Origin of the sequence: Streptomyces filamentosus, assembly GCF_014654895.1 — a bacterium.
GTDB lineage: Bacteria > Actinomycetota > Actinomycetes > Streptomycetales > Streptomycetaceae > Streptomyces > Streptomyces filamentosus.
Genome location: NZ_BNBE01000001.1, coordinates 2,377,368 through 2,402,910 on the forward strand (window position 1 = coordinate 2,377,368; position 25,543 = coordinate 2,402,910).

Annotated in this window: 26 protein-coding genes; 12 read left to right on the forward strand and 14 right to left on the reverse strand. The window is 71.0% G+C overall.

The window, feature by feature from the left end:
* Positions 1-131: 131 nt before the first annotated feature.
* Together IE326_RS10670 and IE326_RS10675 are read left to right on the forward strand one after the other, a co-directional pair.
* Positions 132-1,190: a C40 family peptidase gene (locus IE326_RS10670; RefSeq protein ID WP_190041380.1), complete on the forward strand. Its 1,059-nt coding sequence runs from the start codon at positions 132-134 to the stop codon at positions 1,188-1,190.
* 609 nt (positions 1,191-1,799) lie between these two features.
* A complete protein-coding gene (locus IE326_RS10675) occupies positions 1,800-3,173 on the forward strand; it encodes a PP2C family protein-serine/threonine phosphatase (protein ID WP_190041381.1) in 1,374 nt (457 codons plus the stop codon).
* Between the two features lie 32 nt (positions 3,174-3,205).
* Here the strand turns inward: IE326_RS10675 and IE326_RS10680 are convergent, their stop codons facing one another.
* The 4 genes from IE326_RS10680 to IE326_RS10695 all read right to left on the reverse strand — a co-directional run bounded on the left by IE326_RS10680 (position 3,206) and on the right by IE326_RS10695 (position 6,194).
* On the reverse strand, positions 3,206-3,556 hold the full coding sequence (locus IE326_RS10680; protein WP_150230018.1) for a DUF2516 family protein: 351 nt from the start codon (positions 3,554-3,556) through the stop codon (positions 3,206-3,208).
* Positions 3,557-3,650: 94 nt separating this feature from the next.
* Positions 3,651-4,358, reverse strand: coding sequence for a hypothetical protein (locus IE326_RS10685; RefSeq protein WP_190041382.1), 708 nt, complete (start codon positions 4,356-4,358; stop codon positions 3,651-3,653).
* A 24-nt stretch (positions 4,359-4,382) separates the two neighbouring features.
* Positions 4,383-4,796 (reverse strand): helix-turn-helix domain-containing protein, encoded by a 414-nt coding sequence (locus IE326_RS10690; protein ID WP_150230012.1) that lies wholly within the window; start codon positions 4,794-4,796, stop codon positions 4,383-4,385.
* 120 nt (positions 4,797-4,916) lie between these two features.
* Complete coding sequence (locus IE326_RS10695) at positions 4,917-6,194, reverse strand: TniQ family protein (RefSeq protein WP_190041383.1); 1,278 nt, start codon at positions 6,192-6,194, stop codon at positions 4,917-4,919.
* A gap of 163 nt (positions 6,195-6,357) precedes the next feature.
* Here IE326_RS10695 and IE326_RS10700 point away from each other — a divergent pair, with 163 nt between their 5' ends.
* From IE326_RS10700 to IE326_RS10710, 3 genes are all read left to right on the forward strand, one after another.
* Positions 6,358-7,005, forward strand: coding sequence for an RNA polymerase sigma factor (locus IE326_RS10700; protein ID WP_150232941.1), 648 nt, complete (start codon positions 6,358-6,360; stop codon positions 7,003-7,005).
* Complete coding sequence (locus tag IE326_RS10705; RefSeq protein WP_229915284.1) at positions 7,002-8,021, forward strand: CU044_5270 family protein; 1,020 nt, start codon at positions 7,002-7,004, stop codon at positions 8,019-8,021. Before IE326_RS10700 ends, IE326_RS10705 begins: the two co-directional genes overlap by 4 nt.
* Before the next feature lie 143 nt (positions 8,022-8,164).
* Complete coding sequence (locus tag IE326_RS10710; protein ID WP_170313846.1) at positions 8,165-8,833, forward strand: peptidase inhibitor family I36 protein; 669 nt, start codon at positions 8,165-8,167, stop codon at positions 8,831-8,833.
* Positions 8,834-9,033: 200 nt separating this feature from the next.
* Here IE326_RS10710 and IE326_RS10715 read toward each other — a convergent pair whose 3' ends face one another.
* The 4 genes from IE326_RS10715 to IE326_RS10730 form a co-directional block, all read right to left on the reverse strand.
* Positions 9,034-10,293 (reverse strand): TniQ family protein, encoded by a 1,260-nt coding sequence (locus tag IE326_RS10715; RefSeq protein WP_150230002.1) that lies wholly within the window; start codon positions 10,291-10,293, stop codon positions 9,034-9,036.
* A complete protein-coding gene (locus IE326_RS10720; RefSeq protein ID WP_229915285.1) occupies positions 10,293-11,321 on the reverse strand; it encodes a TniB family NTP-binding protein in 1,029 nt (342 codons plus the stop codon). The genes IE326_RS10715 and IE326_RS10720 overlap by 1 nt, the downstream gene beginning before the upstream one ends.
* 238 nt (positions 11,322-11,559) lie before the next feature.
* The gene (locus IE326_RS10725) at positions 11,560-13,833 is read right to left on the reverse strand and encodes a transposase (protein ID WP_190041385.1); all 2,274 of its coding nucleotides are present in this window, start codon (positions 13,831-13,833) and stop codon (positions 11,560-11,562) included.
* Positions 13,830-14,483, reverse strand: coding sequence for a TnsA-like heteromeric transposase endonuclease subunit (locus IE326_RS10730; RefSeq protein WP_229915286.1), 654 nt, complete (start codon positions 14,481-14,483; stop codon positions 13,830-13,832). Before IE326_RS10730 ends, IE326_RS10725 begins: the two co-directional genes overlap by 4 nt.
* Before the next feature lie 429 nt (positions 14,484-14,912).
* Between IE326_RS10730 and IE326_RS10735 the strand changes: the two genes are divergently transcribed.
* The 4 genes from IE326_RS10735 to IE326_RS10750 all read left to right on the forward strand — a co-directional run bounded on the left by IE326_RS10735 (position 14,913) and on the right by IE326_RS10750 (position 17,882).
* On the forward strand, positions 14,913-15,332 hold the full coding sequence (locus IE326_RS10735) for a helix-turn-helix transcriptional regulator (RefSeq protein WP_150232936.1): 420 nt from the start codon (positions 14,913-14,915) through the stop codon (positions 15,330-15,332).
* A 9-nt stretch (positions 15,333-15,341) separates the two neighbouring features.
* Positions 15,342-15,749 (forward strand): VOC family protein, encoded by a 408-nt coding sequence (locus IE326_RS10740; RefSeq protein WP_190041387.1) that lies wholly within the window; start codon positions 15,342-15,344, stop codon positions 15,747-15,749.
* A gap of 77 nt (positions 15,750-15,826) precedes the next feature.
* A complete protein-coding gene (locus tag IE326_RS10745; protein ID WP_150229993.1) occupies positions 15,827-16,312 on the forward strand; it encodes a MarR family winged helix-turn-helix transcriptional regulator in 486 nt (161 codons plus the stop codon).
* 121 nt (positions 16,313-16,433) lie between these two features.
* A complete protein-coding gene (locus IE326_RS10750) occupies positions 16,434-17,882 on the forward strand; it encodes an MFS transporter (RefSeq protein WP_190041388.1) in 1,449 nt (482 codons plus the stop codon).
* 7 nt (positions 17,883-17,889) lie between these two features.
* Here IE326_RS10750 and IE326_RS10755 read toward each other — a convergent pair whose 3' ends face one another.
* A complete protein-coding gene (locus tag IE326_RS10755; protein ID WP_229915287.1) occupies positions 17,890-18,678 on the reverse strand; it encodes a TetR/AcrR family transcriptional regulator in 789 nt (262 codons plus the stop codon).
* Between the two features lie 116 nt (positions 18,679-18,794).
* Between IE326_RS10755 and IE326_RS10760 the strand changes: the two genes are divergently transcribed.
* A complete protein-coding gene (locus IE326_RS10760; RefSeq protein WP_190041389.1) occupies positions 18,795-19,739 on the forward strand; it encodes an ATP-binding cassette domain-containing protein in 945 nt (314 codons plus the stop codon).
* Complete coding sequence (locus IE326_RS10765) at positions 19,732-20,502, forward strand: ABC transporter permease (protein WP_190041390.1); 771 nt, start codon at positions 19,732-19,734, stop codon at positions 20,500-20,502. The genes IE326_RS10760 and IE326_RS10765 overlap by 8 nt, the downstream gene beginning before the upstream one ends.
* Before the next feature lie 76 nt (positions 20,503-20,578).
* On the opposite strand, the gene IE326_RS10770 is transcribed toward IE326_RS10765, so the two are convergent.
* The gene (locus tag IE326_RS10770; protein WP_190041391.1) at positions 20,579-21,823 is read right to left on the reverse strand and encodes a GNAT family N-acetyltransferase; all 1,245 of its coding nucleotides are present in this window, start codon (positions 21,821-21,823) and stop codon (positions 20,579-20,581) included.
* A gap of 118 nt (positions 21,824-21,941) precedes the next feature.
* Positions 21,942-22,535 carry an RsiG family protein gene (locus IE326_RS10775; protein ID WP_150229980.1) on the reverse strand — a complete coding sequence of 198 codons (594 nt, stop codon included), beginning with the start codon at positions 22,533-22,535 and terminating at the stop codon, positions 21,942-21,944.
* A 128-nt stretch (positions 22,536-22,663) separates the two neighbouring features.
* Between IE326_RS10775 and dtd the strand changes: the two genes are divergently transcribed.
* Positions 22,664-23,089 (forward strand): D-aminoacyl-tRNA deacylase, encoded by a 426-nt coding sequence (dtd, locus tag IE326_RS10780; protein ID WP_150229977.1) that lies wholly within the window; start codon positions 22,664-22,666, stop codon positions 23,087-23,089.
* 75 nt (positions 23,090-23,164) lie between these two features.
* On the opposite strand, the gene ygfZ is transcribed toward dtd, so the two are convergent.
* The 3 genes from ygfZ to IE326_RS10795 are packed head-to-tail and all read right to left on the reverse strand — an operon-like array spanning position 23,165 to position 25,211.
* Complete coding sequence (ygfZ, locus tag IE326_RS10785; protein ID WP_150232932.1) at positions 23,165-24,130, reverse strand: CAF17-like 4Fe-4S cluster assembly/insertion protein YgfZ; 966 nt, start codon at positions 24,128-24,130, stop codon at positions 23,165-23,167.
* A gap of 21 nt (positions 24,131-24,151) precedes the next feature.
* The gene (locus IE326_RS10790) at positions 24,152-24,589 is read right to left on the reverse strand and encodes a Fur family transcriptional regulator (protein WP_150229975.1); all 438 of its coding nucleotides are present in this window, start codon (positions 24,587-24,589) and stop codon (positions 24,152-24,154) included.
* A gap of 49 nt (positions 24,590-24,638) precedes the next feature.
* Entirely contained in the window at positions 24,639-25,211 is a 573-nt protein-coding gene (locus IE326_RS10795) for a heme-binding beta-barrel domain-containing protein (RefSeq protein ID WP_150229973.1), read from the reverse strand.
* Between the last annotated feature and the right edge of the window lie 332 nt (positions 25,212-25,543).

Below are 25,543 nucleotides of genomic sequence, written 5' to 3' on the forward strand. Positions count from 1 at the left end.
GCGGCCGTCACTCTGGCGGGGTACCTGTCGTTTTCCGGTTCCGCGTGGCACTATCGCCAGGACCACCACAAGTTACTGACGGTAAATCAGAAAGTGGCCGAGGGGGGACCCGGGCCGCGAGGGGGAAACCAGTGAACCGACGACGCCGACGTCCGTACGCCGCCGCCACGGTCACCGTGGCCTGCGCCCTGGCCGTCCTCGCCTCGCCCGCGCTCACCCTCCGGGCCTCGGCGGCCCCGCTGCCGCCGCCCCCGCCGAAGAAGACCCTCAAAGAGGTCCGCACCGAGATCGAGGACCTGTACCGGCAGGCGGCCGCCGCCACCGACGCGTACAACCTCGCCGAGGAGCGCACCGAGCAGCAGTCCGCCGAGATCGTCCGGCTCGCCCGCATGATCGAGGGCGGCCGGAAGCGGATCGACACCCTCAAGGCCCAGGCCGGCGCCACCGCCCGCGCCCAGTACCGCAACGGCGGCATCCCCGACAGCGCCCAGCTCGTCCTCACCGGCGACCCGCAGCTCTTCCTCGACACCGCCGGCCGGCTCCGCGAGGGCGCCAAGGCCACCACCGACCTCATCGCCGAACTCACCCGCGCCCAGGCCGAGCTGGACACCTATGCCAAGGAGGCCGGCGACAACTGGACCAAGCTGGAGGCCGACCGCGTCAAGCAGGCCCAGGCGAAGAAGGACATCAACAGCAAGATCGACGCCGCGAAGAAGCTGGAGGGCGAGCTCGCCGCCGAGGAGCGCGAACGGCTGCGCCGCCTGGAGGAGCTGGCCCGGCAGCGGGCCCAGACGAAGTGGCTCGGCTCCGGCATACTCGGCGAACTCACCGACGCCACCACCCCCGAGGCCCGCAAGGCCATCGAGAACGCCCTCGCGCAGGTCGGCAAGCCGTACGTGTGGGGGGCCGAGGGCCCGGACTCCTTCGACTGCTCCGGCCTGACCCAGTCCGCCTGGGCCGCCGCCGGCACGCCGATCCCGCGCACCTCGCAGGAGCAGTGGCGGCTGCTCCCCCGCGTGCAGCCGAAGGACATGCGCCCCGGCGACCTGATCGTCTACTACAAGGACGCCAGCCACATCGGCATGTACATCGGGAACGGGAAGATGGTCCACGCCCCCCGCCCCGGGCGGAACGTCACGGTCGCGGGCGCCGGCTCGATGGAGATCCTCGGCATCGTCCGCCCGAGCTGACCGGCCGGGCTGACCGGTCGAACCGAACGGCCGGGACGACCGGTCGAGCCGAACGGCCGGGACGGCCCTCCGAGCCGACCCGGCCGGGACGATCGGCCGAGGCGGCCTCGCGGTCGAACCGGATCGGGCCCGCGGTCGAACCGGGTCGGCCCCACTGCCGAATCCGGCCGGCCCCGCGATCGAACCCGGCCGAGCCCCCGCTCCTGCCCCCGCCCCCGCCCCCGCATCCGCCTCCGCGGAACGGTCCGAAGGGGCAGACCCGCCCCGGCCGCGAGGGCAGTGCCGTCCCTCCCGCGAGGGCAGTGCCGCCCCGCCGCGCGGGCGGACCCGCCGGGCCGGAAGGGCACTCCTCCCGACCTGACGGGCTCGTCCCGGCGCGTGCCGGGAGGGGCGGGGCCGGGGAGTGACCTTTCTCATGGGCCGGGGAGCCGGTCCCGGCCGCCGCGGGCGCAACTACCTCCCCTTCCGCGGCATATGCCAAGGCGTTCGGAGCCGCCCGGCCGGTGATCACCATTCCGCTGCGCGCCGCAGTGCCGCTATGGTCCCGGACGGGCGGGACGCCACCCGGCGCCCGGCGCACCCTCGGGGGAGGGAAGGAAACCCGGACCGATGCCCGTATCCGTACCGCACCAGAGAAACGTCTCTGCTGCGGGGCAAGGCGACACCGCCGCCATGGCCGCCACGCCCATGGAGACCCCCGCCGCCACCGACGCAGGAACCGGCACAGGCACAGGAACAGGCACGACGACGCACACCGGAGCAGGCACGGGCGCGGGGACCGACCGCGACCGCACCGACCTCACCCTGCTGGTCGTCGAGGACGACCCGGCGGGTTCCCTCGCCGTGCCCGAGCTGCTCGACGCGGCCGGCAAGGCCGGCACCCGGGTCCGCATCCGCACCGCCCGCAACCTCACCGAGGCCGAGCGGCTCCTCACCGACGACGTGCACTGCGTGCTCGTCGACCTCTCGCTGCCCGTGCCCAGGGGCTCGGGCGACGAGGACCCGCTCGCCCCGCTGCGGCACATCCTGCGCCTCGCGCCCCGGCACGCCGTCCTCGCCCTGGCCCCCTCCTCCGACGCGGAACTCGCCGCAGAGGCGGTACGGGTCGGGGCCCAGGACCACCTCTTCCGCGAGGAGCTGGACGGCCGGCTGCTGAGCCGCGCCATCCGGTACGCCGTCGAGCGCAAGCGCAACGACGCCGCCAAGGTGAAGCTCGCCGAGTCCCGGCTGCGCGCCCAGGAGAACGCCCGCCTGGAGCGCGGCCTGCTGCCCACCCCGCTCCTGGACGGCTCCGACCTGCTCTTCGCCGCCAGCTACCGGCCCGGCCGGTCCCGCGCGCTGCTCGGCGGCGACTTCTACGACGTGGTCCGCACCCCGGACGGCACCGTGCACGCCATGATCGGCGACGTCTGCGGCCACGGCCCGGACGAGGCCGCCCTCGGCGTGGAGCTGCGGATCGCCTGGCGCGCCCTGACCTTCGCCGGGCTGTGCGGGGACGAGCTGCTCTCCACCCTCCAGCGGGTCCTGGAGCACGAGCGGGAGAGCGAGGAGATCTTCGCGACCCTCTGCACCGTCGACATCGCGCCCGACGGCCGCCGCGCCGGGCTGTGCCTCGCCGGGCACCCGGCCCCGCTCGTCGCCCACCGGGGCGGGACGGCGCGCCTCCTGCCGTACGAGGACGGCGGCCCGGCCCTCGGCCTGCTGCCGCGCGCCCGCTGGCCGCGCCGCCAGGTCGAGCTGGGCGGGGCGTGGAGCCTGCTGCTCTACACGGACGGCCTGATCGAGGGCCGCACCGCCGGTCCCGGCTCGCCGCGGCTCGGGCAGGACGGCATGGTCGAGATGATCAACCGGCAGCTGGCCGGGGGCCTGCACGGCGAGGCCCTGCTGGAGGCGGCGATGGCCGAGGCCCGCGCGCTGAACGGCGGCGAGCTGACCGACGACGTGGCGCTGCTGGCCCTGGAACGCGACAGGACCCGGGGGTGAGGCCCCCCCGGGTCCCGCCCGCGTCCCGTCCGTCAACGGCCGCCGTTGTAGGGGCCGTACGGACCGTCGCTGCTGGAGCCGCCGCCGCGCCGGCCGCCGCCCCCGCCGCCCATGACCTGCCGGAGGGCCGGCCGGACGTCCACCATGAAGACGATCGCGGCGATCAGGCCGGCGATCAGGAGGAAGAGGAGGCCGGGGAGGAAGAGGTTCAGGGCGAGGTTGACCCCGAGGAGGATCAGCCAGAACTTCTTCGTCTGCTTGTCCGCGGCCCGGTAGGCGTCCTCGCGGACCATCGCCGCGATGACGAACGAGGCGACGGCGAAGCCGGTGAACACCAGGAACATCAGCAGGTTGAGGGTGTTGTCGAACCGGTCCATCAGCATGCTGAACACCGCCTAGGGGTCATGGGGTACGGGCGCCTCGCGGTCAACGTACCCGTTCCAACGCTCCGCGCCCCAGGAATCGTGCCCGGGTCCGCTATTCGGCCTCGGCGGGGGCCGGGGCGGCCTCGGCCGCGGGGGCCTTCTTCGCGGACGCCTTGCGGGCGGCGGGCTTCCGGGCGGGCGCCTTCCCGGTCACGACCGGCGCCTCCGACTCCTCCGCCACGACCGACTCCCCCGCCACGACGGACGGCTCCGGCTCGACCGGGGCCTCCGCCACGACGGACGGCTCCGATTCGGCCGGGGCCTCCGCCACGGCAGACGCCTCCGGCTCCACCACCGGCTCCGGCCCGGCCGACGGCTCCGGCTCGACCACGACCGTGATCTCGGTGGCCGCCGCCGGGGTCTCGCCGCGCCAGGCCCGGACGGTCTCCTCGCCGTGGGCGGCGACCTCCTCGTACTTCTCGCGCGCCTTCACCGCGTACTCGGCGGCCACGCCGACCCCACGCAGGGCCAGGTCCTGGGCGGTCTCGCCGAGCTTCTTGAGGTCGGGGTCGATCCCGCCGACGGCTCCGACGACCTCGGCGACCTTGGCCTGGACGACGGCCTGGGCCTCCTTGGCCCGGACGGTCACCCGCTCCTGCACGTCCTTGGGGTCGGTGTTCCGCACGGCCTCGATCCGGCCGGGCGCCTCGGCGGCCAGCTGCTCGATCAGGCCGGGGACCCTGCGGGCCTGCCGCACGGCGAGGTCGGCGGTGCCGGCGGCGAAGTAGAGGGGGGTGCGCAGTTCGTCGATGATGGGCATGCGGGTGGTCCTCCCGTGGGGCTCTTACTGGCTGGAAGCTTCCGGCTCCGCCGCGGCCTGCGCCGCCTTCTCCGCCGCGGTCTCCGCCGCGTTCTCCTTGCGGAAGGAGTCGTAGATCTGGAGCAGCACCTGCTTCTGCCGCTCGTTGATCGAGGGGTCGGCCAGGACGACGGCGCGCGTCTCCAGCTCCTCCCGGTCCTTCTCGTCGAGGATCCCGGCCCGCACGTAGAGCGTCTCCGCCGAGATGCGCAGGGCCTTGGCGACCTGCTGGAGCACCTCGGCGCTGGGCTTGCGCAGCCCGCGCTCGATCTGGCTGAGGTACGGGTTCGAGACCCCGGCGGCGTCGGCGAGCTGCCGCAGCGAGAGCTGGGCGGTCCGGCGCTGTTCGCGCAGGTACTCGCCGAGGCTGCCGAGATTGCCGACGTTGAGCGATGCCATGCCCCGTACCCTGCCACCCGTTGCTAACTATTGCAAGCACCCGCTTGCAAAAGTGCTCCTTCACCCGGAGGCGTTCCCGTGTGACTGAGCACGATGGTTGTCACTTGAGCAGGGAAATTGTCACCAGGGCTCGCGTCGGCGATACCCCTCCGAGCGTGCTCCGCTGCCACCGCCCCTGAGGATCGGCCCGCAGGCGATGATGTCGCCCATCGCCATCATGTTCTTGGGACGGTTCATGCTGACGATCCGCAGTGGGAACGAGACCCACGCCTCGCGCCGGAGGTAGATCGACAGGGCTTGATCGACGCGGCTGGCCTGGTGGATGAGCGGCAGCATGAGCTCCCGCGCCTGTTCCTCGTCCGGGGCGCCAAGCAGCCGCTCGGCGATTCCGAGCACCGCGCCCATGAGAAACGGGTCCAGCGGTGGGTCGGTGAAGGGACGCGAGCTGTGCTTCTTCCCGGGCCGGTCGCGAAGGGCCGCTGCTCGGGCAAGGCGCTCCTCGGCTTCCCGATCGAGGGCCTCCGCGAGCGCCGGGGTCGCGGCGAAGGAGCGAGCCGCAGGCCAGGAGAGAAACACGAGGCCGAGCAGCGCTCTCAGATCGGCGAAGTAGTCGGCCGCGGGGATCAGCCAGCCGACGCTCGGGGTCACGACCGGACCGACGGGATCGAGGAGCCTCAGGAGCCGTCGTTGAAGGCCGAGGAGATGCTCCAGCGTCTGCGGGTCGGACACTGTCTCGGGAACAACCCCGACCGACTCCGCGAGTTGTGCACCACAGGCCGGCTGGAGGCGCCCGACAGTGCGCGGTGTGCTCGTGGACCGGCATTGCGTCGGATGAAGGTCCTCGTCCCAGGGGCGGGCGATGATGCTGTTCATCTCGACCGCGTGAACGGGCCGGCGGCAGGCCGGGCAGTCGATCCGCAGGAGGCGACGGTGCCGAGGGCAGGCGAAGACCGGCGGGAGGCGCCAGAAAAGCCGCCAAGCCCCCCCGTGGCGCCGTTGGATCTCGCTCCCGTCCCCGGTAAGACATTGCGGGCAGTACCTCGGCGTTCGAGTCAGCAGCCACGCGTTGTCGTTGATCATCCTCGCTGCACTACTGCGCAGGGTGAACCTGCTGTTCAACGGTCCATACCGCCCGGCGAGCGAGGAAGCCAGCAGTCGGCCGACCTCACCCGGGGAGAGGCGGGTGGTTCGGGCGAAGAGTCTCGCCTGCTCGTACTCCAGGTCGTGCAGCAGCCGCATGGGGATGCGGAACAGCGCGTTCTCCTTACGGCCCCCGGTCAAGCCGGTCCGGATTGCGACCGCCCCTGGCGATGTTCCGAGGAGGTGCGCGAGGCGCAGGACGTAGCCGGTCAGCGCCTCGTCAGGGAGCGGATCGAGACTGCGGGGCAGCGGGCGCATGACCTCATGATGTGGGATGCGTGGCGACCACGATGTCGCGTGCGCCGCCATGAGAACGCTTCCAGCCGGTGTGGATCCGGCGTGGCGAAAGTTCGAAGCCGCAGAGATCCGTCTACCGAAAGCGGGAACCTGTCGCAGACTTTGGACACTTGTCTTTGTGGAGATGCAACTGAACGAACGACTCCGGTCCGGCGACCGGGATGCGTTTGCCGAGATCTTCGATGATCATTCACGGGCCGTCTACGCGTACGCCGTACGCCTCGTGGGCGACTGGGCTACAGCTGAGGACATCGTCTCGCTCACCTTCCTGGAAGCGTGGAAGCAGCGAGGGAAGCTACGGGGTGAGATCGGCAACGTACGCGCATGGCTGTTAGGGGTCGCCACGAACGTGGCGAGGAACACCACCCGAGCAGCCCGACGGCACCGAGCCGCGATGTCGCGTCTCCCCCCCATGGAGCCGTTGCCTGATTTCTCGGATGGGATAGTCCGACAACTCCAGGACACGGAGCGTCTGGCAGCAGTAGCGAGAGCTGTTCGGCGCCTGAAGCAGGCCGATCGCGAGGTGCTGTGCCTCGTCGTCTGGTCAGAGTTGGGCTATGCGGAGACGTCTGCTGCCCTCGGAGTACCTGTGGGGACGGTGCGGTCACGGCTCTCTCGTGCCAGGCGAAAACTGCGTGAGCTAGTCGAGGAGGAACTGAACCTGAACAGGGATGTGCCGTCGCGGGAACCTACGGCTCGTTCCGGACACGTACTAGCGAGGCCGGAGGGCACAAAGCGAACGTTCGACAGCAACAGGAGGAGCGTCTCATGAGGAGTCAGGCCCCATGGGGAAACGACGGTCTTGAAGAGGAACGCGAATCGGTACCCGACTTGCCGGTACCCGAAATGGCAGGAACGCAACACTTCAGGCGTCGGCAACACTTTCTGAGGGAGATCGACCGGATGTCGCACAACAAAGGCTCGTTCGCTTCCAAGATGTTCAGCCCGCGGAGGATCACCGTCGCCCTAGGGGCCGCAGTGGTTGCGGGAGCCGTCATCCTTACCTTGAGCCCTGAACCGACCTTGCCGGCTGCTGTTCCGCCGGCAACGGCGGCGTCTGCAGCTCTGCTGGAGCGAGCCGCACTGGCTGCCGCAGCAGAACCGGTCAGCGCAGTCCGGGGGAACCAGTACTCGTACCTCAAAGTGGCAGGGCACACGACCGTCCTGTCCGAGAATGCCGCAGGAGGCATGGACCGTCGGCAGGAGCGTGAGGATATGGAGCAGTGGACGTCTGTCGATGGCTCCACCCCGACCTTCCAGCGCAAGAACGGCAAAAGCACCTGGGTTCCGGAGACTCCGGGCGAGGGAAGCTTCAACGCACCTACCTATACGTTCGCGACGTCACTGCCGAGCAATCCGGAAGCACTGTTGAAGGCGATCAACGAGGAAGCAACGAAGAACCACGGTCAGGGCACTGACTCCACGACTGGTCCGGATCAGGAGGCGTTCGTCGCCATTGGCGATCTCCTCCGCAGCTCCGTCACGCCTCCGGATATCACGGCGGCGCTCTATCGCGCAGCGGCCCGCATCCCCGGCGTAGTCACCCTTCCCCATGCCGTCGATGCCGCCGGCCGTACGGGCGTGGCCGTTGCCCGCGAGCACAACGGAGAGCGCGCCGAATGGATCTTTGACACGACGACGGCGCACTTTCTCGGCTCGCGCACCGTCCTCACGAAGAGCAACGCCTGGGGAGACGCGGGGACTGCCGTAACCTCCATCGCAGTCATTGGACACGGAATCGCAGATGAGGCCGGACAGGTTCCGCGGACCACAGGGCGATCAAATTGAGCCATAAAATTCGAGCCACACTTACCGCGCCATTCGGACGCGAATAGTCGATAACTCGTCAAGAGTGATCGCGAGCACGGTTTCTCCATCTCGCATGCTGTGAGATCCCTATGACCCACACAAACCTGTCACACAGGAGCAGCATGCGCATCACACGAGTCCTCGCACCCCTCGTCGCGGCGGCCAGCTTGCTGGTAGCGGGGGCACAAACTTCGAGCGCGGCAGACGCCACCCTCGTCCCCGAGACCGGCTTCGCGACACCCGAACAGGAGAAGCGGCTCCAGGAAGAGCTCGCGCAGAGCAAGCCTGTCATCGCCACATACAAGGGAAGGAAGATCAACCTTTCCGACGGTTGGCAGGGGGCCCAGGCGTGCAGCGAACTGCAAGACGGAAGCGTTCAGTGCTACGCCACCACGCAGGAGGCCGACCAGGCTGCCGCGAAGCTCGCCGCGACACAGCAGGGATCGTCCGCGTCTCGGTCTCTGGCGAAGGAAGCCACCATATTCGGCCCCACAGCGGCCACCGACTGCGCCTACGGTTGGGTCTGCTTCTGGGAGCACTCCGACTACACCGGCCGTCGGCTGCAGTGGTCTGCCAAGGGAACGAAGAATTTCGGCGACTGGGGCTTCAGGGACCAGGCCAGCGCAGCCTGCGTGAAGCGCGATATGCAAGGTGTGTTGGCCTATGACGCTCGCACTCTGCAGATGGACCCGTTCATGGCGCTCGGCAACCTGGGCTGCTACAAGTTCCCCAACGCCTCCTATCCTGGTGGTGGAACGTGGAATGACAAGGTCGACTACATAGAGATGTAGCCTGCACCAAGCAGCTTCACGTTCTCGGGCCATCTCACGCCCTCAGGCCTTCGCCAGGCCTGAGGGCTATTCCATGCCTGGGGCATGGAAAGAACCACGCTCTTACGGGGTAAGTTAACAGGGGAATACGGCTTTTGCGGTCGTGGGAGGAATCCTCGTTCCCAGCATGTTCCCACACAGCGGCAAGCTTGAGCCCCGATTCAGCATGCGCGCCGATCGGCTCCGGTGAGACGGCTGAAGCCCTTGCTCTCGATCCGCTGTTCCATCCGTTGGAACGCACCACGGTCCCGGCGCGAGGTCAGGAGGATGGCTTGGAGCGGGTAGGAGGACCCGCTGAAGCTGCGGAACTGGTAACTCATCGAGAAGTTCCGCTCCTTGGCTCTGTCGATGATGGGTGCCATCACCTCGTGGGTCTCGTTCTCGTTAGGGGCCGACAGCAGCTGTGCGGCGATGCCGAGCACCGCGCCGGCGACGGCGGGATCCGCCGCCGGGTCGCTGTAGTGGTGTGATGCTTGGCGCCGCCGTCCAGCCTCAGCCTCGGCCCGGGACTTGGAGAACTCGGCGTGCCGCTTCTCTGCCTCCCTGTCGACCAGCACGGCTAGAGCCTCCGTTTCTGCGAGTTCCCTGGCACAGGGCCAGGCCATGAAGATCAACGCGCTCAGAGCGCGGAGGTCGATGAAGTGCTGGGCCGTAGGAACCTGCCATCCGAAGCTGCCCACCGATTTCGGTCCGTCAGGGTCCAAGAGTCTGTCGAAGTGGTACTGAAGCCTCAGTAACGCAGCGACCGTGGAGGGAGCGTGGGGGCGTCGGTCCGCCTCACCGTCGGCCAGGCTCGCACCGCAGATCGCCCGTGTGCCAGGGATGGTGGCTCTGCACTGAGCAGGGTGGAGGCCCGCCTCGGAGGCTCGGGCGATCAGGCTGCTGGCGCGGGCTGCGTTGATGTCCTGACCGCAGCGGGGGCAGCCATACAGCAGCGGCCGCTGATGGCGTAGACAGGCGAAGACGGGAGGCAGTCTCCAGGACCGGCGCCAACATCCGCCGTGACGCCCTTCGATCTCGGTTCCGTCACCGGAGAGGCATCGCGGGCAGTACCGAGTCGCCCTGGTGAGAATCCAGCGGTTGTTGTGGACCATACTCGTGGACGTACGGAACTCGGCCAGCAGACGAGCGTTCAGCGGACCGTAGCGCTCGCCCAGCGAAGCGGTCAGCAACCCTCGGACCTCGTCATGCGTGAGGCGAGTGACGCGGGCGAACGCATCGAGTCGCTGTTCGTCCAGGTCGTGCAGAAGGCGAACGGGAATGCCGTTTCGACCGCGTCCCTGAACAACGAGCCCTGTCCGGACGGCGATCTCCAAGGGTGCGGCACCGAACAGGTGCGCGAGTCGGAGAAGGTAGCCGTGGATCGACTCGTCCGCCAGCGGATCCAGGCTCCGAGGCAGGGGGCGTAGTCGTCCTGCCATCAGGCATCGGCGGCGGGACGGCCGCCTCGGTCGTCGAAGACGGTGTTCCGGCCGCGCCTGCGCCGCTTGGGAGGGGTGCCTTTCCCTTCGTCCTTGAGCACAGGGACCTCGCCGGATCCTGGGTCCCGCCCGGGGACGTTGCCGAGATTGATGGGGATCTCTTCGAGCAGGTCGATGGTCAGGTTCTCCTGGCCGGTCTCCATGGCCTTGGTGCAGCCGTCCTCGATGAGGCGTTTCAGCAGCCCGACGATCCCCTCAGTGCGGCGGAACAGGTACTCGGGCATCGTGCCGTCGGTGAGCATGCCCGGTGCCGCGTGGAAGAGCCGTAGCTGGTCCTCGATGCAGGCGAGGTGGTTGACCCAGGCGGCGATGCCGTTGGGGGTGTCGTAGTGGAACGGGTCGAGGTTGATCATGTCGAAGCGGCGTTCGGTCTGGGTGGCCGCCTCGTCGTTGTGGCTTCTGCCTCGTCTGACGGGCGACAGCACCGTCTGCCCGGTGCGCGGGTCGTGACGGCCTTCCCGCAGCAGCCCGGAGCCGGGGATGTTGACGCCGATGAGGACGAGCGTGACGTTCAGGCTCATCAGGTCCCGGATGAGGTCGAGGGTGTCCTGGTCGTCTTCCCGGTGCATCTTCAAGCGGGTGATGTCGTCCAGCAGCAGCGCTGTGGTGCAGTGCGCATGCAGGGACTCGCGAACGTTGCGGATCAGCCCGCGCAGGGTCTTGGCGTGCGGAGCTCCGTAGAAGTCCAGGATCGCCTCGCACAGTCCCTTCGGCGTGGCCTTGACCGGCGTCTGGCAGTAGGCCACCGGCAGGAAGAGGTCCCGGGTGTCGGGGATCGCGTTCGGGTTGAGCTGGTGGTGCAGGTCGCGCCAGAAGTCCTCGAACTCGGCGGCGGTCTCACAGGCCGTCTCCGTCTTTCCCTGGTAGCCGCCGCCGTTGATCATCAGTCCGTCGCGGGTGCCGGGTGTCTGCTTCAGCGCGTTGTTCTGGAGTCTGGCCCGCATCAGCGCGGTGACCTGTGCGCTCATCGGGGTTTCCTGCATCCGCAGGTTCACATGGGTCGCCGCCCTGTGCAGGTCGTGAAGCCCGCGCTTGCGGGGGCTCATGGCCCGGTACTGGTCCAGCGTCAGTCTTGGCGCCGGAATGAAGGCTCCTCGTGTTCGCCGCCATTGCTGGTATCCCTCGTGGGTGACCCGGTTCGGCGAGGGACCGATCCGGAGGAACGGGACCACACCGTCCTGCGGTCCACTCTGGCCATCGACCACGTCATTCCCCTCCGGCCGGGAGCGAACTGCCGCCCGGCTCATCCTCGTCGTTCTCGTCCCCGTCGGGCAGGATGAACAAGTTCCTCTTGCGGTAGCTGGCGCCCAGCGGGGGCGGCAGCGCGGGTCGGGCTGGCCCGGCTTCTTCTCTGCGTCGGCGACGCTCGGCGTCCAGGCTCTCCTCGGCCCTGCGTGCCTGCTCCGGCCAGTGCAGGTGGACGACGGTGTCTCCTGCCGCCCGGGCGGCAGGCTCCTGCTCGGCCTGCGGAGCCGGACGATCGGCGGCAGCGGTGTTGGCCTGGATGACGTCGCGGGCGTATTCGGTGCGCTGGGACTTCTTCAGGCGCGTCGGCCAGTGCGCGACAGGTGTGTGCAGGCCGATCATGTCGAGGAGAAGCGGCAGGAGCTCGGCGTCCGTCTTCGGTTTCAGTCCCGCCTTCTGTGCCCGCTGCAAGAGGTCGCGCACCCGCGCGTCGCCGAAGGCCGGCGTCCTGCCCTCCGGCGGGAGTCCTGTCCAGCGCAGCGGGTGCCAAGCGTGGGTGAGCGGGTCCTGGAAGAACACGGTGCGGCGGTCACGGGGCTCGCGGTGGACGATCCACTGCCCTTTACGTCTGCCACCACGGGTGGACCGCTGGTCACGGTAGGGATCCAGAGCCGGGCCGTCGTACCAGAGCCCACGGATCTTCACCCCACGGCGGCCGTGGATCTTCGTCACCGAGTGCTGCGGCAGCAACTGGTAGTAGAGCTCGGGCGAAGGGATCTCCATCGCGAAGCCACCCTGGGCGAACGAGGCCGCGAAGAGCGAGTTCGGGCTGTGGTCACCGCCCGGGTCCCAGCTCGGCGCACACTCGCCCAGGCGACGCTGTTGCCACACCTTCACGATCCACGTCGCGATCACGTGCTCCATCTGCCCGATGGTCCACGTCGCGTCGCCCTCCGGATCGGCCCCACGATCGGCGGAATCGACCCCGGTGTAGCCCAGCAGGTGCTCGAACAGCAGAGACCGGATGCTGCCGAAGGCCCTCTCCACCACCTGCTTGTCCGTGGGACGCAGAACCCTGGAGGGAAGGATGTTGCAGCCGAGCACGCGCTGGACATCGACGAGATGGTGGTTGCGGTAGACCGACCCGTGGTCAGTGGTCACGGTCTCCGGGGCGAAGAACGGCAACCCGGCGACCTCATGCCCGGCGAACTCGGCGACCACGGCGGCAGGCAGCCCCGGATAGGGCCACTCCATCTCCTCGCCCCAGTCCTCCCGCATCGGCAGCGGCAGCATCACGTCCCGCAGCAGCATCGCCACGTCCACCGAGGTGTCGGAGACCAAGGTGAGGCGGAAGGCGCACAGCGAGTGCGTGTAGACGTCCATGGCGAGAGTCAGATGGACCTTCACCGGATCGCCGAACACACCCTCACGGACCATGACGGGCAGCACCGTGCTGTCCAGCGCCACCACCTGCCCGGGGCGGTGGACCACCACATGACCAGCCTTGGTGGGCAGTTGGGCCGAGCGCTCATAGCGCTGACGTGCCCCGCTCGGGCCGAACCACTCCTTCCAGACCCTCAGCAGGGTGTGATAGCCCGGGACCGCGGTGTCCGGACCGAAGGTCTCCCGTACGTACTGGTGGATCATGGCCTCGCGGGTGCGGCCGTCCACCCGGGAGCGGTGCAGCGTCTCCGCCCGCACCGCGAAGATCGCCTCCCGGACCTCCTCGCTGATGCTCGGATGCCCGCCGCTCTCCCGCAGCCATCGGTCGTCCGCGCAGCCGATCAGCCCGAAGCGGCTGCGGTTCTTCTCCCAGCGGATCAGCGTGCGGTAGCCCACCTCCGCGAGGCCCAGTAGCTTCGCCTCCTCACGGTTCAGGGCTTTGAGCTCGGCGACCTTCGCCAGTCGCCGCTCGGTCAGCGTGGTCGTCGCCGGGTCGTATTCGGGCTTCGGTTCCCCCGGACCCGGCCGCAGCGGGTCACCGCTGCGGAACCCCGTCTTCACTTCCAGCAGATGAGCCATGCGCAGCTCGGCCAGCCGGCGCCTGTCCGGCTTCAGGTCCCCCACCGATGCGGGCTGCCGGCCACGGCCCGCCCCCGAGCCCGTCGTGCGGGACGAAGGACGGCAGTGCTGGTGATTGGCCAGGAACCGGAACGTCAAGCGCTGCCGTGAACCGTCGGGTCCCACCAACTGAACCCGCCCGATATGGGGTTCACGTCGTTCGACGATCCATTCGACGTCATCGAGCACCACCCCGGCACCCACGGACAGGTCCAGCGCGCGAGCGGTACTCACGACGACTCCGATCCGAGAACGACCGTGGAACGGTCCCCGAGAGGCCGGCCCAGATCGATGCCGACGCGGCGGTGCCACAGCAGATGCAGCAGATGGGCCCGGGCAACCGGCTCGACCGCGCTTCCCGCCGCGATCTCCCCGAAGGTCATCGCCGCACCGGCTCCGGCGAGCAGGCCCGGCCGGACACCCAGCGGGTCCGTGAGCGGTCGGCGCCTGGCCGACATCGCGTCCACCGCCATCAGGACGTGCGGCTTCCACCGTGCAGCCACCGTGTAGTGCCAGCCGCATGCCAACGCGGCCTCGGCCGCCGCTGCGAAGGACTCCCGGTCCTCGTCACCGATCAGGTCAGCGGGGCGGACGTCGATCAACCAGATGCCCAGGCGGCTTACTACAAGGAAGTCGGGGGTGTGCCTGCGCCATCCGTCGGCTGTACGGAACTTCAGCCGAAGCGGCTGTGAGAGGACCTCGACCACGCCGCCGACAAAATCCAGGACCAGCAGCAGACCGGCTTCCTCCAGGCTCTCGAAGCCATGCAGGCAGCCGGTACTGACCATGTACTCAAGGCCGGGACGATGACGCTGATCGCGCCGCCAGGTGAATCCCCGCATCGGCCCCAGCCTGGTGACCGGAACGGCTGCCAGATCAGCCACCGCGCTTGTGACCTCACCCCCGGCGTACCGCCAGGTAGCCGTCCACCGCCGCGTCCAGCCCTCGTCCAGGTCGAGCGCATGACGCCCCGAGCCGAGGGAGACCGGCACGAGCAGGTCGTCCCACCTGCACGCATGCGACCAAAGGGGCTCGTACGCCGCACCGTCGGCCGTCCGGGCGTGTACCCCGCCAGATCCTTGAACCTCCGCCACGTCTCCAGGGAAGCGAAGCCCGGCGCACGCTGTAGGCGATCTTCGGTACTGGTGACAACAAGACCGCAAACGATCTCAGCGTGACAAGAATCCTGCACTTCCAGTGACAACAATCCCGCTCACGCCGTCGCAGGGGCCGACGTCGGGGCGACTCCCATGTGACAACCACCGTGCTCAGTCACATCCCGGTACGGTGGCGATGTGACCCGTGACACGCCGATACCGCTCGACGACCTCCGGCGCCTGCGCAGGGCCCGGGACCGGATGGACCGGGAGTACGCGCAGCCGCTGGACGTGGCGGCGCTGGCGCAGACCGCCCTGATGTCCGCGGGGCACTTCGCCCGCAGCTTCCGCGCGGCCTTCGGGGAGACGCCGTACGGCTACCTCATGACCCGCCGGATCGAGCGCGCCAAGGCGCTGCTGCGGCGCGGGGACCTGTCGGTGACCGACGTCTGCATGGAGGTGGGGTGTACGTCGCTGGGCTCGTTCAGCTCGCGCTTCACCCAGCTGGTCGGCGAGACGCCGAGCGCCTACCGGGCCCGGGAGCACGGCGCCGACGCGGCCCTCCCCGCCTGCGTCGCCAAGGTCGTCACGCGGCCGGTCAGGAACGGAGAAGCGCGGCCGGGCGGCGCTCCCTAGCGTGGAGCCATGGACATCAACCTGCACCAGTGCTTCCTCGCCGTCGACGACCACGAGGCCGCCCTCGGCTTCTACCGCGACGCGCTCGGCTTCGAGGTCCGCAAGGACGTGGACTTCGGCGGCATGCGCTGGGTGACCCTCGGGTCGCCCGCCCAGCCGGACGTCGAGATCGTCCTCGAACCGCCGCTGGCCGACCCGAACGCCACCGACGAGGACCGCAAGGCCGTCACCGAGCTCCTCGCCAAGGGACTGCTGCGCGGCGTCAACCTCCGCACCGCCGACGTCGACGCCGCCTTCGAGAAGGTCCGCGCGACGGGCGCCGACGTCCTCCAGGAGCCGGTGGACCAGCCGTACGGCGTCCGCGACTGCGCCTTCCGCGACCCGGCCGGCAACATGATCCGGATCGCCCAGGCGTAGGCCCCGACCCGGGCGCCCCCCGCTTCGTCCGCTTCCGGACCGTCCGGAACGGATCGATCCTGGCTACCCTGGGACCCATGACCGCCATGACGCCCCGCCGCAGCGAGCCCGACCTCTCCTATCTCCTCGACCACACCGGTCACGTCCTGCGCACCCGCATGGCGGCGGAACTCGGGGAGATCGGGCTGACCGCCCGGATGCACTGCGTCCTCGTCCACGCCCTGGAGGAGGAGCGCACGCAGGCGCAGCTGGCGGAGATCGGGGACATGGACAAGACGACGATGGTCGTCACCGTCGACGCCCTGGAGAAGGCCGGACTCGCCGAGCGGCGGCCGTCGAGCACGGACCGGCGGGCGCGGATCATCGCCGTCACCGAGGCGGGCGCGCGGGTCGCCGCGGAGAGCCGCCGGATCGTCGACGGCGTCCACGCGGCCGCCCTCGGCTCGCTCCCCGAAGAGGAGCGGGAGGTGCTGGTCAGGGCGCTGGGGCGACTGGCCGACGACCACCTGAAGACCCCCGTCGAGGGCGCGGGGACCGCCCGCCGGGCGCGTCAGAAGAACTGACGCCCCCCTCACCAGGACTGACACCCCTCCCCCACCCCAAACTAAGTTCCGTAAAAAATAGTCTGCAACAAAACCTTCTGCTAGCGTCTCTCCTGTCGCCTCCACCGACAGGAGAGATCCCATGCGTGCCCCCGCCCCCGCCCCCGCCCACTCCCCCTCCCGCTCCCTCGCGCTCGCCGTCCTGGCCGGCGCCATGCTCATGACCGTCCTCGACGGCAGCATCGTCACCGTCGCCATGCCCGCCATGCAGACCTCCCTCGGCTTCACCCCGGCCGGGCTGAGCTGGGTCGTCAACGCCTACCTGATCGCCTTCGGCGCCCTCCTGCTGCTCGCCGGACGGCTCGGGGACCTCATCGGCCGGCGGCGGATGTTCCTCGCCGGGACCGCCGTCTTCACCGGCGCCTCCCTCCTCGCCGCCGTCGCCGCCTCCCCCGGCCTCCTGATCGCCGCCCGCTTCCTCCAGGGCGCCGGCAGCGCGATGTCCTCCGCCGTCGGCCTCGGCATCCTCGTCACGCTCTTCACCGAACCCCGCGAACGGGCCCGCGCCATCGCGGTGTTCAGCTTCACCGGCGCCGCGGGCGCCTCCCTCGGCCAGGTCCTCGGCGGACTGCTCACCGACGCCCTCTCCTGGCACTGGATCTTCTTCATCAATCTGCCGATCGGCGCCGCCACCCTCGCCCTCGCCGTCCGCGCCCTCCCCGCCGACCGGGGCCTCGGACTGCGCGCCGGAGCCGACGCCCTCGGCGCGCTGCTCGTCACCGCGGGCCTGACCACCGGCATCTACGCGGTCGTGCGGATCCAGGAGCACGGTGCGGCCTCCGTCCACACCCTGGGCCTCGGGGCGCTCTCGCTCGCCCTGCTCGCCGGCTTCCTGGTCCGCCAGCGGCGGGCGGCCACGCCCCTGATGCCGCTGCGGATCCTGCGCTCCCGCGCGGTCGCGGGCGCCAACCTCGTCCAACTGCTCATGGTCGCCGCCCTGTTCGCCTTCCAGATCCTGGTCGCCCTCTACCTCCAGCAGGTCCGGGGGTACGACGCCACCGCGACCGGCCTCGCCATGCTGCCCGCCGCCCTGGTCATCGGCGCCGTCTCGCTCGGCGGCGCGGCCCGGCTCATCGCCCGCTTCGGCGAGCGCGCGGTGCTGCTCACCGGGATCACCCTGCTGATCGGGGTGCTCGGCCTGCTGACCCGGCTGCCGGTGCACGCCTCGTACGCCGTCGACCTGCTGCCGGTGATGCTGCTCGCCGCCGGTTTCGGCCTCGCGCTGCCCGCCCTCACCGCGCTCGGCATGTCGGGCGCCGACGAGGCCGACGCGGGGCTGGCCTCCGGGCTCTTCAACACCACGCAGCAGATCGGCATGGCGCTCGGCGTCGCCGTCCTCTCCACCCTGGCCGCCGCCCGCACCGAGGCGCTGGACGCGGCGGGACGGAGCGCCGCCGAGGCGCTGACCGGCGGCTACCGGCTGGCCTTCGCGGCCGGCACGGGGCTCCTCGTCGCCGCCCTCGCGGTCGCGGCGATCGTACTGCGGACCCCGGCGAAGGCCGCGAACACCGAGGTGGCGATCGCGGCCTGACGGAAGATCAGGAAGCGCGGCCCTCCACGAGGGCCGCGACGCCGTCCAGGATCCGGGCCAGGCCGAAGCGGAACTCGTCGGCGGGGTCGTCCGCCCGGTCCAAGACCCCCGAGTCGATCACCCCGGCCACCTGCGGGTAGACGGCGGGGTCGACGAGGCGCCGCAGGGTGCCGCTGTACCGGCGCATGGCCTCCTCGGGGGCGTCGCCGCTCCCGGCCACCGCCTCCCCCAGCTCGACGGCGAGCAGGGCGTCGTTCTTCACGAAGCCGCCCACCAGCATCACGATGCCCAGCCGGGCACCGACGTCCAGGCCGGTGCCGTCGAGGGCGACCAGCGCCTGCTCCCACCAGGCCACCGCGTTCGGCGTGGCGGGCGGGCCCGAGACGGGGATCCGCAGCAGCCACATGTGCCGCAGGTACACCCCGCGCATGGACCAGGCCCAGCGTTCCAGCCCCTCGCGCCAGCCGACCTCGGGGCCGAACGGGTCGGGGGGCGTGCCCGTCGCGGCCTCCTGCATGAGCACGTACAGCTCGTTCTTGGCGGAGACGTAGCGGTAGAGGGACATCGTCGAGACGCCCAGTTCCTTGGCGACCCGCCCCATGGAGACGGCGGCGAGCCCCTCCGCCGAGGCCAGGTCCACGGCCGCGGCGACGATCCGGTCCAGGCTGAGGCCGGGCTTCGGCCCCTTGGAGGGGCGCTCGCGCAGCCCCCAGGCGACCTCGACGGCGGCCGGCAGGAACGAGCCGCCCTCCCCCCGGGCAGCCGTCTCCCGCTTCCGGTCCTTCTCGCCCGCCATCCGCGCCGCCTCCTGAGCTCGCCCGCTTGACGCCCATCCTAGTAATGCGTAACCCTTACGCAATAACGCGTATGGCATACGCAGTACGCCGCCGAGCGCGACCGAAGGGGACACCCATGCCTCCCGCCATCGAGACCACCGGCCTGACCAAGACCTACGGCACCACCCGCGTGCTCGACTCCCTCGACCTCCGCGTCGAGACCGGCACCGTCTTCGCCCTCCTCGGCCCCAACGGCGCCGGGAAGACCACCACCGTCCGCGTCCTCGCCACCCTCGCCGCCCCCGACGCCGGGCACGCCCGCGTGGCCGGGCACGACGTCGTCGCCGAACGCGCCGCCGTCCGCCGCGCCATCAGCCTCACCGGCCAGTACGCCGCCGTCGACGAGACCCTCACCGGCGCCGAGAACCTCCGCCTCACCGCCCGCCTCTCCGGCCTCTCCCGGAAGGCCGCCGCCCGCCGCGCCGACGAACTCCTCGAACGCTTCCGGCTCACCGACGCCCGGAACCGGCAGACGAAGACGTACTCCGGCGGCATGCGCCGCCGCCTCGACCTCGCCGCCGGCCTCGTCCGCGACCCCGGCACCACCCGGGTCGTCTTCCTCGACGAACCCACCACCGGCCTCGACCCGCGCAGCCGGAACGAACTCTGGGACGTCGTCCGCGAGTTGTCCGGACACGGCACCACCGTCTTCCTCACCACCCAGTACCTGGAGGAGGCCGACCGGCTCGCCCACCGCATCGCCGTCCTCGGCAGCGGCCGCACCCTCGCCGAGGGCACCCCGGCCGAACTGAAGACCCGTTACGCCGGGCACCGCCTCGACCTCGTGGCCCGCGACCGGCAGGCGTACCTCCGCCTCGCCCCGCACGCCACCACCCACGACCCCGACGCCCTCGCCCTCGGCGTCCCCACCGACGGCAGCGCCGCCCACGTCCGCGCCCTGCTCGACGAACTCGACCCGCACCGCGCCGACATCGACCGCTTCGCGCTGCACGGCGCGACCCTCGACGACGTCTTCCTCCACCTGACGGGCCCCGCCGCGAAGGAACCGAGCCATGTCTGACCCGACCCCGAGCCCCCTCGCCACCGCCGCCGCCCTCAGCGGGCGCGGCATCCTCCTCGGCCGGCGCAACCCCGACGCCGTCATCAGCGCGCTGGTGATGCCGGTGCTGCTGATGCTGGTCTTCGTCTACCTCTTCGGCGGGGCCATCGACACCGGCGACACCCGCTACGTCACCTACGTCGTCCCCGGCGTCATCGTCCTGTGCGCCGGCTTCGGCGCCGCGGGCACCGCCGTCTCCGTCAGCGAGGACATGCGGCGCGGCACCGTGGACCGCCTCCGCACCCTCGACGTCGGCGCCGTCCCCTTCCTCACCGGACACGTCGTCGCCACCGTCGCCCGGAACCTGCTGGCCACCACACTGGTCTTCGGCGTCGCCTTCCTCATCGGCTTCCGCCCCGCCGCCACCCCCGCCGGCTGGCTCGCCGCGATCGGCCTGCTCCTCGCCTACATCGCCGCCGTCTCCTGGCTGTCCGCGGCGGCCGGACTGCTCGCCCGCACCCCCGAGGCCGCCAACACGGTCACCTTCCTCATGATGTTCCTGCCCTACCCGAGCAGCGCCTTCGTCCCCATCGACACCATGCCGGGCTGGCTGCACGGCTTCGCCGAGCACCAGCCCGTCACCCCGCTCATCGAGTCGATGCGCGGCCTGCTCCTCGACCAGCCGGTCGGCGGCGCGCCCTGGACGGCGCTCGCCTGGTGCGGCGGCCTCCTCGCCCTGGCCGTCGCCGCCTCCGGGGCCTTCTTCCGGCTCCGTACCTGCTGAGGACTCCGCACCCGCTGAGGACTCCGCACCCGCTGAGGGCTCCGTGCCCGCTGAGGGCTCCGTGCCCGCCGAGGGTTCAGAAGATGTCCGGCGAGAACGGGCGCAACGGGGTGCGGAAGAGCAGTTCGGCGCGGGCCGCCGCCCGCGGCACCGCCTCCTCGATCCGCCCCAGCAGCGCCAGCCGGACCGCCGACCCGTCGCCGAGGACCAGCCGGGACAGCTCGGCCACGTCCAGCACGAGATCGGCCGACGCGGTGGTCGGGGTGCAGCGCGCCCCCTTCGGGGAGGCGTCGAGCAGGAACCTTCCGCCCGCCGGGCCGCCGTCGTCCCGCACGTCGAGGACCAGCCCGTCCGTCACCGGATACGTCCGCCCCTCCAGCACCTTCACCACGTCCAGCACCCGCAGCCACATCATGTCCGCGTGGCTCACCGTCCGCGCCGCGCGCGGGTCCGGCAGCAGCATCGGCAGCGCGTCGTCCGGCGGGCGGTGGCCGGAGCGCACGGTCTCCACCCAGTCGATCGAGCAGACGAACCGCCACAGGGCGTGCTCGGCGGCCGGCACCGGCGCGATCAGGTCCGCCACGGTCAGCGTGTTCTCCGGCTGCTTGCCGTCGCTCCACCTGTCGTCGCAGCGGTACGCCACGTACCCCTCGGGCTCGCCCGAGGCGGAGCGGTAGACCGCGTAGTACGGCTCCTTCCAGGGGTCGAGCCGCTCGCCGCCGCCCGTGGCCACGTCCCAGGCGCGCGCGGACCGGTCGGTGACGCCGGCCCGGACGCCGGCCAGCCGGCGGTGCAGCCCCGGCCCGATCCGGCGGATCTCCGCCCCGTCCACCAGCTCGATCCGGCCCCCGTCCTCGGGGGTCCCGGTGCGGCGCGGGTCGAGACCGGCCCGGCGCAGGTCCACGCTCCACTCGGTGACGGAGCTCGCGGGACCGAAGCCGTACCGCCCGTAGATCGGGTACTCGGCGGCGATCAGGGTCGCGACCGCGTCGCCCCGCTCCCCGGCGGCGGCGAGGTCCCGGGCCATCAGCCGGCTCAGCAGCCCGCGCCTGCGGTGCGTCGGCGCCACCGTCACCTGCGTGATCGCGTCGGCCGCGAGACCGCCGCCGCCGACCGCGCTCACCTCCTGCCGGAACGAGCGGAAGGTGGCGACGACGCGGCCGCCGTCCACGGCGGCCAGCGTCCGGTCGAGGTCCACGTGGGCCAGCCGGTCGGCGACCAGCGCGTCCGAGACCACCGGTTCGTGCAGGAAGCCCGTCCGCAGGTTCCGCAGCCAGTCGGGGAACTCGGACCCGGTCACCGCGCGCAGTTCGACAGCCATCCCCCGACCCTACGCACGGCCCCCGGCCCTCGGCGCGGCATTTTCCCCGCGGTCCCGTACGCCCTCCGCGTCCCCGGCGCCGCACGTCCTCCCCGGCGCCGCACGCCCTCCGCGTCCCTCAGGCCAGCAGGTCGTCGACCTGGGCCTCGCCCTCGCGGTAGCGGCGGGCGATCTCCGCGCCGCAGTCGTCGGCGGTCCGCTGGAGGGACTGGCGGCGGCGCGAGACCTCCTGCTCGTACCCGGCGAGCCGCCCCATCGCCGTGTGCAGCTCCTCGTCCGTCCGGGCCGTCAGGTCCGACAGCTCGACCTCCGACAGCATCTCGGCCGCGAGCCGCCGGTACTCCTCCCCGCGCGGCGTGGACAGCGTCACGTGCCGGGCCGAGGTGCGGTGCCGGGACGGCACGTCCGCGAGGATCTCGGAGAGTCGGTCGAGCACCGGCGCCTCCGGATCGCTCCGGCGCGCCAGCTCGGCGCGCAGGATGTCGATCCGCCCCTGGAGCATCCGCCGCACGTAGCTGAGGTCGGCCTCGTCGCTCTGCGCCTCCCGGCGCAGCGTCCGCAGCTCGGAGAGGCGCAGCCGCCCGAGCTCGTGCCCGGCGGGCTCGGCGGTCCGCTGCGCGGGCGGCCGGGCGACCGGCCCGCCGGCCGCACCGGCGGGGCGGATCAGCGGTACGGGACCGGACGGCGTGGGCCCGGTGCTGGATGCACTCATGAGAATCGTCCCCTCGACCGGTGCGGAGCCGCACCGCCTCCTGGCATGGTGCCACCCCGGCACGCGCGCGTGCAGGCGCTCTGCACCCGTTCGGCCCCCAGAAATCCCCGATCGGTAGGTTGGGGCCCATGCGAGCTGTGGTGCAGAGGGTGGACGGCGCGAAGGTCGTCGTCGCAGGGGAGACGGTCGGCGAGATCACCGGCGAGGGGCTGTGCGTCCTCGTCGGGGTCACCCATGACGACACTCCGGAAAAGGCCGCCCAATTGGCCAGAAAACTCTGGTCCGTCCGGGTATTGGAGGAGGAGAGGTCCTGCTCCGACGTGAACGCCCCGCTGCTGGTGATCTCCCAGTTCACGCTCTACGGCGACGCCCGCAAGGGCCGCCGCCCCACCTGGAACGCCGCCGCCCCCGGCCCCGTCGCCGAACCCCTCGTCGACGAGGTCGTCGCACAGCTGCGGAAGCTGGGCGCCCACGTGGAGACGGGCCGCTTCGGGGCCGACATGCGCGTCAGCCTCACGAACCACGGCCCGTTCACGGTCCTGCTGGACGTCTGACGCCCACGGCGGGCGGTCAGGCACCCACGGCGAGAGGTCGGGCACCCACGGCGGGAAGGGCCGGGCGCCTGACGCCTACGGCTCGACGACGGTCTCCTGCGCGGCGGCCGTCGTGCCCGCGATCAGCGGCGCGTCCACCGGCACGTTCCGCTTCACCAGGCCCAGGGCGATCGGCCCCAGCTCGTGGTGGCGGACGGCCGTCGTCACGAAGCCGAGCTGACGCCCCTCCGGCCCGTCGGCCGCGAGCCGCAGCGGGGTGCCGTGACCCGGCAGGCTCACCTCGCTGCCGTCCAGGTGCAGGAAGACCAGCCGGCGCGGCGGCTTGCCCAGGTTCTGCACCCGCGCGACCGTCTCCTGCCCCCGGTAGCAGCCCTTCTGGAGGTGCACGGCGGTGCCGATGAGGCCGACCTCGTGCGGGATCGTCCGGTGGTCCGTCTCGAAGCCGAGCCGCGGCCGGTGGCCCTCCACCCGCAGCGCCTCGTACGCGAGGACGCCGGCGGCCGGCCCGTGCGCGGCGGCGAAGGACTCCAGCTCCGCGCGCGGCAGGAACAGGTCGCGCCCGTACGCCGTCTCCCGTACGACCGTGCCCTCCGGCGCGTCCGCGGTCGACCCGGCCGGCAGGTGCACGACGGCGAACTCCTCCGTCCGGTCGGCGACCTCGACCCGGTAGAAGAACTTCATCGACTCCAGGTAGGCGATCAGCTCGCCCCGCGTCCCCGGCTCGACGTGCGCCCACACCGTCTCGCCGTCGTCGACGAGGGAGAGGGCGTGCTCGATGTGCCCGTTCGCGGACAGGATCAGCGCCTCCGTGGCCTGCCCGGCCGGCAGGTCGCTGACGTGCTGGGTGAGCAGCAGGTGCAGCCAGCTCAGCCGGTCGTCGCCGGTGACGGTGACGACCCCGCGGTGCGAGAGGTCGACGAACCCCGACCCGTCGGCGAGGGAGCGCTGCTCGCGGAACAGATCGCCGTAGTGCGCGGCGACGCCTTCGTCACGGCCCTCGGCGGGAACGGCGCCGGGCAGGGACAGCAAAGGGCTCTTCAGAGGGCTCTTCATGGGAAAAGCCTACGACTCCTCGGCGCGGGCCTTCCGGGAGCAGTCCCCGCACCGGCCGAAGATCGCGAAGTGCTTCATGTCGGTCTCGAAGCCGAAGGTCTCCCGGAGCTTCCCGGTGAACTCGGCCGCCACCTCCACGTCCGCCTCGATCACCCCGGAGCAGTCCCGGCACACCAGGTGCAGGTGGTGGTGCCGGTCGGCCAGGTGGTACGTCGGGGCGCCGTGCCCCAGGTGCGCGTGGCTCACCAGCCCGAGCTCCTCCAGGAGCTCCAGGGTCCGGTACACGGTGGAGATGTTCACCCCGGAGGCGGTCTTCCGCACCTCGACGAGGATGTCGTCCGGCGTGGCGTGCTCCAGCACGTCCACCGCCTCCAGGACAAGCTGGCGCTGGGGCGTCAGCCGGTAGCCGCGCTGCCGCAGGTCGCTCTTCCAGTCGGTGCTCACCACGCCCCCAGTGTAGGAGGGCGCGGCGCGCGACCGGAGGCCCCGCGGGGTCCTACTTGAAGAAGGCGATGCCGTCGTCGGGCATGTCGGGGAGGTTGCGCGCCATCTCGGCGACCTCCTCGGGGGTGACGACCTTCTTCAGGTGCGCCGACATGTAGGGGCGCAGGGGCACCTCGGGGGTGGCCTTCTCGCCGACCCACATGAGGTCGCTCTTCACGTAGCCGTAGAGGCGCTTGCCGCCGGAGTACGGGCCCGAGGCGGCGGTCCGGGCGACGGCGTCGGTCGCCAGGTCGATCTGCGGCTTCTGGTCGGCGAGCTCGCCGTACCAGACCTCGACGACGCCGTCGTCGCGGACCATGACGACCTCGACCTTGCGGTCCGCGTCGATCCGCCAGAAGCCGCTCTCGCTCTCCAGCGGACGGACCTTGTTGCCGTCCTGGTCGAGGACCCAGGAGTGCGAGTGGTACTCCAGGAAGTCCCGGCCGTCGTGGCTGAAGGTCACGGACTGGCCGAAGTTGCACTTCTCGGAGCCGGGGAAGTCGGACACGCCGGCGCCCTCCCAGGTCCCGAGGAGGAACGCGAGCGGGACGAGGGCCGGATTGAGGTCGGACGGGATCTGGATCATGAGCGGCTCAGACGATCTGTGAAGGGGAACCGGTGAGGGGAGATCGGTGAAGGAGCGACCGGGAGGTCAGCGCTGGCCCTGGTACAGCTTCTTCACGGTCAGACCGGCGAAGGCGAGCACGCCGACGGCGACCAGGACCAGCAGAGTCTCGAAGAAAACGATCACGGGGTGCTCCTCGGCTGAGGGTGAAGGCGGAACGGGCCGGACCCCAGCTTAGTGGGCGGGGGCCCGGCCCACTCGGTGAGGTGGGTCTCCTGTGGACAACCTGGTGGACGGCCCGGTGGACGGCCCGGTGGACGGGCCTGTGGACGGGCCCGCGCGCGAACGCCCGG

What these genes read in the sequence shown, in the direction of transcription:
- IE326_RS10720 (WP_229915285.1), bottom strand. Translation starts at nt 11,321, where the DNA reads ATGAGCGCACAGGTCACCGCGCTGATGCGGGCCAGACTCCAGAACAAC.
- IE326_RS10675 (WP_190041381.1), top strand. Translation starts at nt 1,800, where the DNA reads ATGCCCGTATCCGTACCGCACCAGAGAAACGTCTCTGCTGCGGGGCAA.
- IE326_RS10695 (WP_190041383.1), bottom strand. Translation starts at nt 6,194, where the DNA reads ATGCGCCCGCTGCCCCGCAGTCTCGATCCGCTCCCTGACGAGGCGCTG.
- dtd (WP_150229977.1), top strand. Translation starts at nt 22,664, where the DNA reads ATGCGAGCTGTGGTGCAGAGGGTGGACGGCGCGAAGGTCGTCGTCGCA.
- IE326_RS10740 (WP_190041387.1), top strand. Translation starts at nt 15,342, where the DNA reads ATGGACATCAACCTGCACCAGTGCTTCCTCGCCGTCGACGACCACGAG.
- IE326_RS10680 (WP_150230018.1), bottom strand. Translation starts at nt 3,556, where the DNA reads ATGCTGATGGACCGGTTCGACAACACCCTCAACCTGCTGATGTTCCTG.
- IE326_RS10690 (WP_150230012.1), bottom strand. Translation starts at nt 4,796, where the DNA reads ATGGCATCGCTCAACGTCGGCAATCTCGGCAGCCTCGGCGAGTACCTG.
- IE326_RS10685 (WP_190041382.1), bottom strand. Translation starts at nt 4,358, where the DNA reads ATGCCCATCATCGACGAACTGCGCACCCCCCTCTACTTCGCCGCCGGC.
- IE326_RS10710 (WP_170313846.1), top strand. Translation starts at nt 8,165, where the DNA reads ATGCGCATCACACGAGTCCTCGCACCCCTCGTCGCGGCGGCCAGCTTG.
- IE326_RS10700 (WP_150232941.1), top strand. Translation starts at nt 6,358, where the DNA reads ATGCAACTGAACGAACGACTCCGGTCCGGCGACCGGGATGCGTTTGCC.
- IE326_RS10705 (WP_229915284.1), top strand. Translation starts at nt 7,002, where the DNA reads ATGAGGAGTCAGGCCCCATGGGGAAACGACGGTCTTGAAGAGGAACGC.
- IE326_RS10775 (WP_150229980.1), bottom strand. Translation starts at nt 22,535, where the DNA reads ATGAGTGCATCCAGCACCGGGCCCACGCCGTCCGGTCCCGTACCGCTG.
- IE326_RS10745 (WP_150229993.1), top strand. Translation starts at nt 15,827, where the DNA reads ATGACCGCCATGACGCCCCGCCGCAGCGAGCCCGACCTCTCCTATCTC.
- IE326_RS10795 (WP_150229973.1), bottom strand. Translation starts at nt 25,211, where the DNA reads ATGATCCAGATCCCGTCCGACCTCAATCCGGCCCTCGTCCCGCTCGCG.
- IE326_RS10715 (WP_150230002.1), bottom strand. Translation starts at nt 10,293, where the DNA reads ATGGCAGGACGACTACGCCCCCTGCCTCGGAGCCTGGATCCGCTGGCG.
- IE326_RS10750 (WP_190041388.1), top strand. Translation starts at nt 16,434, where the DNA reads ATGCGTGCCCCCGCCCCCGCCCCCGCCCACTCCCCCTCCCGCTCCCTC.
- IE326_RS10760 (WP_190041389.1), top strand. Translation starts at nt 18,795, where the DNA reads ATGCCTCCCGCCATCGAGACCACCGGCCTGACCAAGACCTACGGCACC.
- IE326_RS10770 (WP_190041391.1), bottom strand. Translation starts at nt 21,823, where the DNA reads ATGGCTGTCGAACTGCGCGCGGTGACCGGGTCCGAGTTCCCCGACTGG.
- IE326_RS10765 (WP_190041390.1), top strand. Translation starts at nt 19,732, where the DNA reads ATGTCTGACCCGACCCCGAGCCCCCTCGCCACCGCCGCCGCCCTCAGC.
- IE326_RS10755 (WP_229915287.1), bottom strand. Translation starts at nt 18,678, where the DNA reads ATGGCGGGCGAGAAGGACCGGAAGCGGGAGACGGCTGCCCGGGGGGAG.